The 13,534-nt window shown below is 47.8% G+C and carries 12 protein-coding genes; 8 read left to right on the plus strand and 4 right to left on the minus strand.

Annotated elements, in window-relative coordinates; genetic code table 11:
- Positions 1-30: 30 nt before the first annotated feature.
- Positions 31-966, minus strand: a complete 936-nt coding sequence (locus FW758_RS03475; protein WP_446444645.1) for a DUF808 domain-containing protein — start codon at positions 964-966, stop codon at positions 31-33.
- Between the two features lie 251 nt (positions 967-1,217).
- Between FW758_RS03475 and rpiA the strand changes: the two genes are divergently transcribed.
- Positions 1,218-1,880: a ribose-5-phosphate isomerase RpiA gene (rpiA, locus tag FW758_RS03480; protein WP_006082772.1), complete on the plus strand. Its 663-nt coding sequence runs from the start codon at positions 1,218-1,220 to the stop codon at positions 1,878-1,880.
- 270 nt (positions 1,881-2,150) lie between these two features.
- Here rpiA and FW758_RS03485 read toward each other — a convergent pair whose 3' ends face one another.
- Complete coding sequence (locus FW758_RS03485; protein WP_006082773.1) at positions 2,151-3,341, minus strand: class I SAM-dependent rRNA methyltransferase; 1,191 nt, start codon at positions 3,339-3,341, stop codon at positions 2,151-2,153.
- A 497-nt stretch (positions 3,342-3,838) separates the two neighbouring features.
- Between FW758_RS03485 and bufA2 the strand changes: the two genes are divergently transcribed.
- The 3 genes from bufA2 (at position 3,839) to FW758_RS03500 (ending at position 6,123) form a co-directional block, all read left to right on the plus strand.
- On the plus strand, positions 3,839-4,297 hold the full coding sequence (gene bufA2, locus FW758_RS03490; protein ID WP_107948786.1) for a BufA2 family periplasmic bufferin-type metallophore: 459 nt from the start codon (positions 3,839-3,841) through the stop codon (positions 4,295-4,297).
- 117 nt (positions 4,298-4,414) lie between these two features.
- A complete protein-coding gene (gene bufB / locus FW758_RS03495) occupies positions 4,415-5,314 on the plus strand; it encodes an MNIO family bufferin maturase (protein WP_347097026.1) in 900 nt (299 codons plus the stop codon).
- Positions 5,311-6,123, plus strand: coding sequence for an HvfC/BufC N-terminal domain-containing protein (locus FW758_RS03500; RefSeq protein WP_259522231.1), 813 nt, complete (start codon positions 5,311-5,313; stop codon positions 6,121-6,123). Before bufB ends, FW758_RS03500 begins: the two co-directional genes overlap by 4 nt.
- Before the next feature lie 76 nt (positions 6,124-6,199).
- On the opposite strand, the gene FW758_RS03505 is transcribed toward FW758_RS03500, so the two are convergent.
- Positions 6,200-7,426, minus strand: a complete 1,227-nt coding sequence (locus FW758_RS03505) for an endonuclease/exonuclease/phosphatase family protein (RefSeq protein WP_446444693.1) — start codon at positions 7,424-7,426, stop codon at positions 6,200-6,202.
- A 779-nt stretch (positions 7,427-8,205) separates the two neighbouring features.
- Between FW758_RS03505 and FW758_RS03510 the strand changes: the two genes are divergently transcribed.
- The 4 genes from FW758_RS03510 (at position 8,206) to FW758_RS03525 (ending at position 12,638) form a co-directional block, all read left to right on the plus strand.
- A complete protein-coding gene (locus FW758_RS03510) occupies positions 8,206-8,913 on the plus strand; it encodes a hypothetical protein (RefSeq protein WP_446444646.1) in 708 nt (235 codons plus the stop codon).
- Between the two features lie 19 nt (positions 8,914-8,932).
- Entirely contained in the window at positions 8,933-10,306 is a 1,374-nt protein-coding gene (gene mgtE, locus FW758_RS03515) for a magnesium transporter (RefSeq protein ID WP_071938436.1), read from the plus strand.
- A gap of 260 nt (positions 10,307-10,566) precedes the next feature.
- Complete coding sequence (locus FW758_RS03520) at positions 10,567-11,655, plus strand: methyl-accepting chemotaxis protein (RefSeq protein WP_446444647.1); 1,089 nt, start codon at positions 10,567-10,569, stop codon at positions 11,653-11,655.
- A 209-nt stretch (positions 11,656-11,864) separates the two neighbouring features.
- Positions 11,865-12,638 (plus strand): substrate-binding periplasmic protein, encoded by a 774-nt coding sequence (locus FW758_RS03525; RefSeq protein WP_446444648.1) that lies wholly within the window; start codon positions 11,865-11,867, stop codon positions 12,636-12,638.
- A gap of 87 nt (positions 12,639-12,725) precedes the next feature.
- On the opposite strand, the gene FW758_RS03530 is transcribed toward FW758_RS03525, so the two are convergent.
- Entirely contained in the window at positions 12,726-13,460 is a 735-nt protein-coding gene (locus FW758_RS03530; protein WP_446444649.1) for an RluA family pseudouridine synthase, read from the minus strand.
- Between the last annotated feature and the right edge of the window lie 74 nt (positions 13,461-13,534).

Below are 13,534 nucleotides of genomic sequence, written 5' to 3' on the forward strand. Positions count from 1 at the left end.
AGTTAATCCTCGATTGTCGATGCGCGCACCTCACTCGCCACGCAGTTTCTGTATCCCTGTCATCACGGCGAGTGCGAGTGCGCCAGCAACAACGCCAAATAGGCCGTTGAGCACACTTGGCGTCAGCACAGCAAGCATAGGTCCGACAAAACTCATCGACGCGACGGCTTGCTCAGCATGCTGGATTTGCTCGCCAATCATGTGTAAGCCATGGGTTAAAATCCCGCCACCCACCATAAACATGGCCGCAGTGCCGATAATGGTTAAACTTTTCATCAGTACAGGTGCGGCGCTCAATAAGCCAAAACCCAGTTTACGGTTCATTTGCGTTAAGGCCGACTCGCCTTCACGCTGACTCAAGTACAAACCCGCATCGTCCATTTTCACAATCGCGGCCACTAAACCATACACACCTATGGTCATGATGATCCCGATAACGGATAAGGTGAAAAACTGCGTCGATAGGGATTTGTCCGCCACTATGCCTAAGGTAATCGCGATAATCTCCGCCGATAACACAAAGTCGGTGCGAATCGCGCCTTTGACCTTTTCAGCCTCGTAAGCGGCTAAATCTTTGATGTCTGGGAGTTCGCTTTCCTCCTGCGTTTCGCTGTGTGGCTGGCCTTTTCTGTGGCTATAGCTGTGGTGCAGTTTTTCGAATCCTTCGTAACACAAAAACAGTCCACCAAACATCAATAACGGTGTTACCGCCCAAGGAATAAAGGCGCTGATCAGCAGGGCTGCGGGCACTAAAATGCATTTATTACGAAACGATCCCTTAGCTACCGCCCAAACGACAGGTAATTCACGCTCGGCACTCACGCCTGTGACTTGCTGGGCATTGAGGGCTAAATCATCCCCAAGCACACCCGCGGTTTTCTTTGCCGCCACTTTACTCATTACCGCTACGTCATCCAAAATCGATGCGATATCGTCAAGTAAGGTTAATAAACTTGCGCCAGCCATGCTAAATCCCTCTACCAATCATCTATAAACCATTCTGCTTTTGCCATAGTAGCTTAGTTAGATTAGTGGCGTATAGCGAAATGCTTTCTAACTTAACTGCTTCTGTTACTTAGGTTATTGGGATCACTGACTCATGTCGACAAGCCTGCAATCTAGATCACACCTAAGGCTGAATTGCGCCACATTATTTATCGGAAAAGAGTATACTAAGCGCAGAATTTTTTACTCATTTGCCGTTACAGGATGTCAACATGACTCAAGATGAAATGAAAAAAGCTGCCGGTTGGGCCGCACTCAAGTACGTTGAAAGAGACAGTATTGTTGGTGTTGGTACTGGTTCGACTGTGAATCACTTTATTGATGCACTGGCGACCATGAAAGCTGATATCGAAGGCGCAGTCTCTAGTTCTGAGGCATCAACTCAGAAAATGAAAGCGCTGGGTATTCCCGTTTATGACTTAAACAGCGTTGATCGTTTATCTGTCTATGTGGACGGTGCCGATGAAATCAACGACCGTATGGATATGATCAAAGGCGGCGGCGCGGCGTTAACTCGCGAGAAAATTGTTGCGGCTGTGGCTGAAAAGTTTATCTGTATCGTGGATAACACTAAGCAAGTCGACATCCTAGGTGAATTCCCACTACCAGTTGAAGTCATTCCTATGGCGCGCTCTTATGTGGCACGTCAGTTAGTTAAGCTGGGGGGCGATCCTGTGTACCGTGAAGGCGTAGTGACCGATAACGGTAACGTGATCCTCGATGTGTACAATCTTAAGATCCTTAATCCAAAAGAATTGGAAAGTCAGATCAATGAGATAGTCGGTGTCGTCACTAACGGTCTGTTCGCTAAACGCGGCGCAGATGTGTTGTTAGTCGGCACCCCTGATGGCGTAAAAACCTTTACCGCCGAATAAGTTAAGCGTTAACACTTACATTCCAGTCACACGGCTGCAGATGTAAAAAACACGGTAAAAATACGCGATAAAAATGCCAGCCACTTTATTCAAGGGCTGGCATTTTTTATGGTTCTTTTTAGGGTTAAATGTTATCTGACTAAGCCATCTATTCTCTGACTAAGCCTCCTATTCCCTAACTAAGGCCTATTCTCTAACTAAACCCACATCGCAGGCAGCTTAAGCGCTTGGCTTAAGCTCTAGCGACTATCTACCAAGCTCTGGCGGCTCTTACCAAGCTCTGGCGACTAAGCCTTTTAAGTAGAATCCTTCAGGGAAGGCGCTACCGATTGGGTGATCACTTGCTTGGCTTAAGCGTTCGATAAACTGGATTTCGCGTTTCGCGTCCAGCGCCGCATCGGCCACGATTTTTTGAAACAGATCCGCAGGCATTAATCCCGAGCAAGAGAAAGTCAATAACACCCCGCCCGGATTCAACAACTGCAATGCAATCATGTTGATGTCTTTATAACCACGGCATGCCCCGTTCAACTGCGCCTTGTTATCGGCAAACTTAGGCGGGTCGAGTACGATCACATCGAAGGTTTTGCCTTCATCACGGTATAGACGCAGCAACTTGAACACATCGGCTTCGTTGTAATGCACATTGTCATCACTCAAACCGTTCACTTGCATGTTCTGGCGCGCCGTCGCTAATGCTAAAGAAGACACATCGACGTTTTCTATGCTGGCCGCGCCTGCTTTCGCGGCGTACAAACCAAAGGTGCCTGTGTAGCAGAAACAGTTCAATACCGATTTATCTTTCACAAAACGGGCGGCAATGGCGCGGTTATCACGTTGATCGAGATAGAAACCTGTTTTATGGCCTTTGATCACATCGACGGCGATCTTGATGCCGTTTTCTTCGATAATCACCGGCATTTCTGGCAGCGTACCGTGCAGTAAACCCGTAACTGGCAGCAGGCCTTCTTTCTTACGCGAATCCACATCGGAACGCTCATAGATAGCGCAATCAGGATATTGCTCAGCCAATAACTCAACTAAGGTATCGCGCCATAAATCAGCACCTGTGCTCAGTAACTGACACACCAACACATTGGCATATCTGTCGATGGTGATCCCAGGTAAACCATCGGACTCAGCAGCCACTAAACGATAACCCGTTAAGCCTTGCTCACGAATTAAATCGTTACGGCCAATTTGCGCCCGCTGTAAACGTCTGGCAAAAAACTCGCGATCAATTTCTTCTTCGCGATCGAAAGTCCAAATGCGTACTTGGATTTGCGACTCAGGCGACCAAGCACCACGACCTAACCAATGACCATCATGCGCGACCACATCGACCGTCTCACCCGCTTCAGGTTTTCCCTTAATGTTATGAATAGCATTGGAAAATACCCAAGGATGGCGACGCTCGAGCGACTTCTCGCGGCCGGGTTTAAGTTTGATTCTGATAGCCATAGTGCTGCCTGTAAAATAGTGCCGCCACTAAAAAAGGGCTGCAGTCTAAAAATGGGAAACGGATGATATACCCAATGTCACCTAAGTGCGAGTACCGAACGCGCCGCAGCGCTTATTTGCCATCATCCACGGGTTGCCGATCATACCTTATTTACACCACGAAACCTGCGTAAGAAACACCATTTTTCCCACAAATTGGGCAATGTCTCTGCTATCTCGATCGCACTGGTCTCGATTTTCACAACATTATTTTAACTTAAGTTGAAAGATATTGGTCTGAGTGCGGGTCTCATTAACGCAACAGGAAAAAGCTCTGCGCATTCGAAAGGCTCGTTTAGCCAGCGCACAAGATATTCAAACGAATCGCTCGATAACAACTAGGCTTACTCCTGTGTTTATTAGTCAATGCTTTATAAGTCGTCGATTTACAGCAGTCGTTATCAAAGCAACCAAATCAAGATTACTCATTAGCAGTCACACTCAAAAGGATTAGAACCATGAATAAGAAAACACAAACTGCACTGACGGGCGCCGCATTAGCGATGGCAATGGCAATGGCAAGCATGGCGGGTTACGCCAATGCCGCCGAACCTATGGCTGGCGCTGACAGTACCGATCTCGTACATTGTTATGGCGTGAATGCCTGTAAAGGCCATAACGATTGCAAAACCGCTGATAACGCCTGTGCTGGACACGCCAGCTGCAAAGGCAGTGGTTTTGTAGCTATGCCATCAAAAAGCTGTGGTGATGTCGGCGGTAAAGTCGCAGATGACTGGGTGGGTAAAATTGCTAACGCCGAACTCGTTCACTGCTATGGCGTTAACACCTGCAAAGGCCATAACGATTGTAAAACTGCTGACAACGCCTGTGCGGGCCACGCCAGCTGTAAAGGCAGTGGTTTTGTCGCTGCACCTGCAAAATCCTGCGGTGATATCGGCGGCAAAGCAGGCGCTTAAACGCCAATATGCTGATTAAAAATCGTGACCAGCTTGTGCTGGTCACGTTTATCGCCCTGTTTACCACCGTGTTAACCCATACAACAGCAGCAGAAAACTTAAGGATAAGGAGTCAATGTGGCGCAAGATGTCATCACGCAAGCACCATTAGGTTTTGGCTTAGGTCTGAGGACGCAGCATTTTGATGCAGTGCTCAATACCGAGCCCGATATCGATTGGTTTGAAGTGCTCTCGGAAAACTACATGATCGCCGGCGGTAAACCCCGCTATTACCTCAAGGAAATTGGCGAGCGCTATCCCCTGGTGATGCACGGTGTTTCCCTGTCGATTGGCAGTACCGACCCGCTTAATATGGATTACCTTAAAGCCTTAAAGCAGCTCGCCAACGATGTGCAGCCCCAATGGATTTCCGATCATATCTGCTGGACCTCAATTCATGGGGTGAACAGCCACGATCTCCTGCCACTGCCCTATACCGAAGAAACCGTTAAGCATGTGGCGCAGCGGATTAAAACCGTCCAAGATTTTTTAGGCCGCCGCATTTTGATGGAAAACGTTTCTAGCTATTTGTCCTATCAAGATTCCAGCATGGACGAATGGGAATTCGTTAATGCCGTTGCCGAGACCGCAGACTGTTTAATCTTGTTAGACATCAATAATATTTACGTCAGTGCCCGCAATCACAATTTCAACCCGTTGGACTACTTGAATAAAATCAATCCCAAACGGGTGCAGCAATTTCACCTCGCCGGACACAGCGACTATGGCGACTATGTGATAGACACGCACGACCATGATGTACCGAGCAGCGTGTGGGACCTCTACTGTGCAGCACTGAAACGTTTTGGCGGCATCAGCACTATGATAGAGCGCGACGCCAATATCCCCGAGTTTTACGCCCTCGAAGCCGAACTCACGATTGCCAGAAATATCGCCCGCGATACCTTAGGTGAGGCGCATCCACTCAACGCCGCCAAAGGTAGAAAGAACATGCATGAAGGAAAGGTTATCGCATGAGCCAACTTCAGCAGCTACAACACGCATTTATGAATTATCTGCTGGCGAGTGCTGCGGTAGATACACCGCCCACACTTGAGCAAACCACGCAAACCTTCAAAGATAAGATTGCCGAGCAAGGCGGCATTAATGCTGATATTCGGATGCAGATTTATGCCAATGCCTATCGCATTCGTCTAACCGAAACCCTCGAAACCGACCACGAAATGCTGGGCATCTATCTGGGTGATGAACTCTTTGAACGCATGGCCAAAGGTTATATTGCCAGTCAGCCATCGGCGTTTACCTCACTGCGCAGTTTTGCCGATGCCCTGCCCGACTATTTAACCCAAGATGCGTTTTTCAGTCAGTATCCGATCATTGCCGATATTGCTCGCTTCGAGCGGCGTTTATTGAATGCCTTCGATGCTTTTGATACCGAGCGCGCCACTTTTGCCCGCCTGCAAGCACTGCCTGCCGAGCAATGGCCGGGTTGCCAACTGCGTTTTCACCCCAGCGTGCAGCTATTCCAATGCAACAGTAATGCGGTTGAAACTTGGCAAGCATTAAAACAGCAAGAATCACCGCCCAGTCCCGATTATCAAGGCAAACGAGCTTGGTTACTTTGGCGCGGCGAAAGCCGATTAACTGAGTTTATTTCCCTATCCGAATATCAACTCGCGCTGCTGCTGGGATTTATTGGCGGTGCCACCTTTGCCGAACAATGCGAAATGATGTTGGCATTTTTTAGCGACGCGCAGGCGCCGATGCAAGTGCTGCAGGCACTGCAAGCTTGGTTTCAAATGGGGCTTATCCGCGACATCGCCTGATGCGCAAATCGGTTTGAGGGATACTGAGTTAGCTTGATATAAAGTGATTTCAAGTGCGCTGAATTGAAGGATTGGCTTAGCTTCGCAGCGCCAACTCAACAATCACTGGCGCATGGTCAGTACTGTAGGCATCACGCTCGTATTCGGGTCTGACTAAGTGCCTGTCGCAGGTTTGATAATCCACCACTTGGGCTAAACTGCGGCCATGGCTCGCATCAAACTCGCTCGAAAGCAAAATATAATCCAGCACAGAACCTTTGGGGCCATAGTAATGGGTCGCCGCTCTGTGTTCCCTATGGTAAGCGGTATTACCCGTCAAACTGTCCCTCAAGTTCGCTTCAATAAATAACTCATAGGCATCTTTAAGTTGATACTGAGCAAACACCGCAGCTAACGCCGCATCCGATAAATGCCCAAGGCCAGCGGCTTTAATATCATTACTGTGAAGGCTCTCGCCCTGTATCGTTAGTGCATCTAAGGCGCCCATCGTCAGGCTGTCATTAAAGTCACCCATCACTAAGACGGGATGTTTAGATGCTTGCCTGCGTACTAATATGCCATTGAATAATAACGCAGCTTCCGCGCCGCGCTGCATGGTGGATGCCCAGCGGCCTAAAGCTTGCTCTGTGAGTAATTGGGTTTCTGAATGCAGTTTTATGCTTGCTGCGGGTGCCGAGTTATCGAATCCTAGGGGCTGATTTTCAAATCGCTTAGGTTCAAGTGGCTGATGTTCAAATAGCTTAGGTTCGAGCGCTAATCCGGCGCGTTTTGATTTAAAGTGCACCACATAAAAATCACACTTACCAATGTGCGGCACCTCAACGGTTGCGCGCAGCACCTTACGGCTAAAAGCAAATTCACTCGATAATCCCATCGCCGACACTAAACGCGCATCAGGTTCGACACTGCTGATTTCCACTATGGGATAACGGGAGGCAAGCGCGACCACAGGGCTGCGATAAATGTAATCACAGATAAGGGTAGGCGCATCAATGACAGCAAAATGCACTAGCCCTTGCTCGCTGGCGATTCGTTTGAGCGGTTCAGGGCTAAACACTTCTTGAAATCCAACAATATCGGGCTGGCGATGGGCGAGAAACTCACTCAGCCATTGGCACTTTTTCTGCCACTGACCATGGCTATAGATATTTTCAAAGTCGTAGTAAGCCAAAGGCGGCTCAATAAAGTTAAACAGATTGATACTGGCGATCTTGATATTGGCGACCCTCATCTGGGCGATATCATTATGCTCAACAGCCGCAGCCATGGAGTCCAACTCATCAACGTCGATATTGTGTGCCACAGCGTAATACCTCCAAATCTGAAAACGGCGACCAGTCTTAACCTGTCTGAACCTGTATGAATGATCACTTTGACTCACAGGTACAGACACTACAAGGGTATACCCGATGCGCATCAATGCCAAATAATCCATTTGAGATAAGGTGTTAGCCAAACTCAATCGACGCATCAATATCCGATCCCGAGACATCAATACCCAATGCCCGATATCCGATACCACTAAAAGACACCTCATAGAGGCAGCATTACCGTCAGCGCCCATAAAACAAACAAATCAACAACAAGCCACTGCACATAAATTCATCAAGCAGTCCAATAACCATACACAGACCTAAGCAGCACCATAATGTTAACATTTAATTAAAATCTAAATTTAAACAAAAACATAGGTAACGACTTATGCGGTTGACTTTAACTTTTTGGCCATTAGAATGATGGCGACTTTTAATCATTGCGGAGACCCACTGTGGGCACACACATAAGCGACAGTAGATGCCCTGTCCAAAAGACAGGATTTAACGCCTAGCACTAGCCCGCAATATTTTGCTGCTACCTGCTAAGCAGGGTAGTAGTGTGAACCATTCTTCACTCCGCCTCCCCCAAAATATCAATCACAAACCATAAAGCCTGAGCCTATGGCTGCGCTTTTCGCAATTCCAGCATATTCGCTGGGGTTCAGTTATGTGTATTTTTTGCATCTCAAAGCAAGTTTTTGCCTCAGTCCCCTCCGTTTACCCCTATGGATTAACACCTAAGGGTTTACACCTGAGGAGCCTTAACATGGCTTACATAAACAACGCAGCAATTTTGCGGTCTTTATCCTGTGCAAGTTTCAGCTTGTACTACAGCATGAGTGCGGCAGCATCCCATCTTGAAGTGGATGATCCTGCCCTCGCAGAACACTGCGAATTAGAACTCGGCTGGCAACAACCTAGGTCGGATCATGCTCGCCCACAATTAAACGCGGCCACCACTTGTAGCCGTAATCAATGGGAATGGCACTTAGGTTTAGCGTCCAATGCCAATGACGCTATTCGTGAGGAGCAAGCTGAAGTCGGTATCAAGCTACCGCTCAACTTAAACTCCCACTCCGATTCAGATCGGCAGCAGAATGATTGGCACAGCGCAGTGGTGATCAACTTGCAGAAAAACCTCGATAACGGCAACGGATTTGCCACCGAAGCCTTCGGCATTATGGGTAAAACCTTAGGCGACTCCGATGTCAGCCTGTATGCCAACTTAGGTTTTACCCATGAGTTTAATGAATCGACCCAATTACTTGCGGGCATCGCGGCGGCCTATGAACTCAGTAGTCACCATCGCCTGATAGCCGAGCTTTATCAAAAAGAGTTGAGTGAGGCTGCCTATCAATTCGCCTATCAACACACGCCGCAACGACAGCTACAGCTGGAATTGAGCTTAGGCAATGCCCTTCGTGGCAACGCGCTGCAACTTGGCGCAGACATCACCTTTTACTTTGGTCACTAGATCGTTGAGAGAATGAACTATGAACATGAATAACAGCACAAACAACACTAAAAAAATCATCCATAACCTGCAGATGATTATCGAGCAACGCAGTGCCAGCGCCATGGCTGAATTAGCCGAAAAGCGCCATCCTGCCGATATTGCAGCGGTATTTAACGTCTTTAATCAAGAGCAACAAGTCCTATTATTGCAACTGGCATCACCTAAGGTTTGCGCCAATCTATTTCGCTACCTGACCGACGAATTGCAGGCGAGCTTAGTTCAGCAGCTAAACAAAACCACGCTTTCTGCGCTGCTAGTGCACATGGCGGCTGATGAACGTGCCGACCTTTACAATCTGCTCGATGAAACCCAGCAAGCGGCCATTTTACCTGCGCTCGCATTGGCCAAACGGGAAGATATGCGCACCCTCGCCGCCTATGACAAAGCGAAGGTCGGCGCGGTCATGACTTCGGATTACACCTTGCTCAATAGCCGCCATACTGCGGCAGAAGCCATTGATACCCTACGCACTGAGGCCGCCGATAAGGAAACCATTTATCAAACCTATGTGGTGGACATGTTAGGTCGCTTGATTGGTACTGTGTCTTTAAGACAGCTATTGCTGGCGCAGCCGCACGAGCGAGTGGTCGACTTTATGAAACCCGATCCCGTCGCCCTCGATGCCAATGCATTTCGCGAAGAAGCGGTGCAGATGATCGCCCATTACGACTTGATGGCGCTGCCTGTAGTCAATGGCAAAGGCCAGCTTGTCGGTATTGTCACCTATGATGACGCTATGGATATTGCCAGCTCACAGGCGGATCTTGAGTTCACGAAAACCGCGGCCATCGGCAATATTGACCATAACCTTAAGACAGCTAGCATAGGCTTACTCTACCGCAAGCGCGTGGTTTGGCTGGTGATTTTGGTGTTTGGCAATATCTTCTCAGGAGCCGGTATCGCCTTCTTCGAAGACACGATTGCCAGTTATGTTTCCTTGGTCTTCTTCCTGCCGCTACTTATCGATAGCGGCGGTAATGCGGGATCACAATCGGCGACCTTAATGGTACGCGGGTTAGCCACGGGAGAAGTGGTACTCAAGGACTGGCTATCTATGTTGGGCCGTGAGTTATTTGTCGCCGGATTATTAGGTGCAAGCATGGCGGCGGCCGTATCACTGCTCGGCTTCTGGCGTGGCGGCCCTGAAATCGCGCTGGTTGTCGCGCTCACTATGCAAATTGTGGTGATTATTGGCAGCTTGATTGGTATGTCTCTGCCCTTCTTACTGAGCAAGTTAAAGATGGATCCTGCGGCGGCAAGTGCGCCACTGATCACCTCCATCGCCGACATCATAGGCGTGCTTATATATTTCAGCATTGCCACTGTGGTACTCGACTTACCTATGCCATAGAGCATAAAACCTCAAAGTGAACCAAGCTAAGTTAACCTTAGCGTGGTTCGCTTATCATTCGATAGTACTAAACTACTTATGGCAATTCACAAAAGCAGCAATAACCCTAAAAAAATTAAGAATAAAGCCAAAGGATCAGTTAATATTTCAACACCTGAATAGTTTTACTTCTTATTAACATTGCAGTATTTACCGCTGAGCCTAGTCACTGTAAGTCGATAAGCAATAGCCATAGTCCTTGCGACGCTAGAGGTCTTTTTATGTGGTTTAATTCCCAGCTCAAAGCTGAAAATAAGGCGCTTAAAGAGCGGCTTATCCAACTAGAACAACAACGCCAAAATGAAATCGATGAACTGCGTGGCATGATCCGTGAAAATGAGACTATGCAGCAGCAATCGCGGCAAAATGCGGCTCACTACACTGAGGTGATAGCCTGCCAAAACCAAGGTGGAGAAATGCTCAATGCGGTGCGCGAAGGTTTAGCCAACAGTGCTGAATTGCTCACATCCGAACAGGATTCACTGTCAGAGCTTGATAAGATTTTTGATCAAACCCGCATCGCCGTGGCAAGTTTAGGCACACGGGCGACTTATATTAATGAGCAAGCGTCGAGCAGCATGAAAGCCGTTACTGAGCTAGATGCGACGACCTCTTCAATCAACCAGTTTGTTGCCGCGATTCAAGGCATCTCAGAACAGACGAACTTGCTGGCATTGAATGCCGCCATTGAAGCCGCCCGCGCAGGTGAGGCTGGACGCGGTTTTGCAGTAGTTGCCGATGAAGTGCGCCAACTTGCCAGTAAAGCCCACGAAGCCAGCAGCCACATTGAAAAACTCGTGAAACAAATCGTCATTCAAGCTTCTGAAATTAAAGAAATTGTCCATAACAATCAAAGCAGCGCTATCGATGTTGCCAGCTCTTCTACCCAAATCGGCCAAGTGGTTGAAGATGTACTGCAACGCTCAAAGCAAATGCAGCAGGTTATCCATAACGCTGCTACCGCGTCATTCTTAAATACCACGAAACTTGACCACGCGGTCTGGAAAAGCAGTGTTTATCAATTAATTGAAAAACCACAGCATAACCACAGTGTAAACTCGCACACTGAGTGCCGTCTCGGACAATGGTATTTCAAAGGATTTGGCGCTGAGAATTATCAGCATTTGAGTAACTTCAAAGCCTTAGATGCACCACATAAAGCGGTGCACGAAGCGGGTAAAGCCGCACTCAATGCCAGACAAAAAGGTAATTTACCTGAGATGGTCAAACAACTGCACTCAATGGAAGACGCCAGTATGCGTGTTGTGAACTGTATTGATAATCTGATGCGTGACGTCTATCGCGCCTGATGTTTTCTAACAGGCTGCAGTCGCATTGATAAAACCTACCTAAGAGCGCCATATTCGCGCTCTTTTTTATCGTTAAAAACGATATAGTAAATTTCATCTTAGAAAATCAACCTCTAGCTATACTTGATTTGAACACAGCGTTCATCTTTAATCGTTTTAAGAGCAAGCAGTGAGACTCAATTATAACGTTCTAATCTTTAGGGTTATTAATGAAATTAGTCACAAACTTTTTGCTATCACTTATCCTCTGCTGCGCTTTCTCTCTGAGCGCACAGCCGCTAAACATCTATACGGAAGAATGGTCACCGATCAGTTTTTCTGTTGATGGCAAACCTGCTGGTTTAGCAGTACAAGTCGTAGAAGAAATTCAAAAACGCATCAAGAGTCCAGACCCAATTAAAGTCGTACCTTGGGCTCGCGGCTGGAAAATGTTGACCGAGCAGCCCAATACTGTGTTATTTACTATGACGCGCACCGCAGAAAGAGAACAGATGTTTACTATGATTGGACCTGTTGCTGTCGGCACAACCAATTTTTATGCCTTAAAAAATAGCGGTATAAAAATTACCTCAATAGAAGATGCTAAAACGGCGAAGGCAATTGGTGTCTATCGTGCCTCAGTGGAAGAGCGCCTATTGCTCGAACTGGGATTTACAAACGTTGCCGCCTCATCCGCGCCCTTATTGAGTGCAAAACAACTGATGAAGCACCGCATCGACCTTTGGTGTAATGCCAATCTCACCGCGCCGAGTATTTTATCGGATGCGGGCGCCAGTATTGATGATGTAGAGTCCCTCTTCACTATTAGCGCTAACCATCTTTACATTGCCTTCTCGCAAGGCACGCCCAATGAGGTGATCGAGCAATGGAAAAGTGCCCTAGAAGCGATAAAAGCGGATGGTACTTTCGCAACGATTTACCATACTTGGCTCCCCAATGATGCGCCGCCCATGCAGACCGAACGTATCGGGCTGGGTAACTAAATCGATTGCGCTACGTTTTAAGTGCTAAGTGCTATGTTTTGATTTCTAAGTGCTAAGCACAAAACTCTATAACTCTTTAGCAAGCTCTTAGAAAGGACACTCGCAAATCCAGTCGATACGCTCCCCCGTCAATGGATGATCAAACACTAAGCGGGTCGCATGCAGCATTAATCTGCTGTTACTCGTCATCTTAGTGATGTCTGGTTCAGGTGCAGCAGCGTTATCAGCCACACTCTCACCCACGCCACCATAGAGATCGCACCCCAAAATTGAGTGACCAAATTGCTGACTGTGGATCCGCAGTTGATGGGTTCGGCCAGAAACCGGGGTAAACTCGACCCGCGTGGCGAAAGGCTCGGTTAACCGCTCGAGCACCCGATATTCGCTGATCGCAACTTTACCTGTGCTGTGGCAAATCTTTTGTAGTGGGAAATGATCGACATCTTTAGCGATCGGTAGATTAATCACCCCGCTGTCAGCGGCGATATGTCCGTGCAACAAGGCGGTATAACGCTTCTCGACCGTGCGCGCCTGAAACTGCTTGGTCAGCAAGCCATTCACGCTTTTATTCAGCGCCACCAGCATGATGCCCGAAGTGCCAAAATCAAGTCTGTGCAGCAAAGTGGCCGTCGGAAAATCCTGCACTAAGCGATAATGCACTGAATCGAGATTGAACGGATTCTTCCCCGACAGACTCAATAATCCGCTCGGCTTATCAATCAGCAGAATGTCGCTATCTTGATAAAGCACGCGTATTTGCCCGAGGCAAGGCGGCGCAATAAACGTATCAACTTTAGTAGGACTAGCGGCTGGCGCAGGCATAATTTTCTCAGGCAACATAAATAGAAGATAAAAAGAGTTAAGTCATACTCAAAACAAACTCAGTAAAACAGACT

The organism is Shewanella sp. 1180_01 (genome assembly GCF_052850535.1).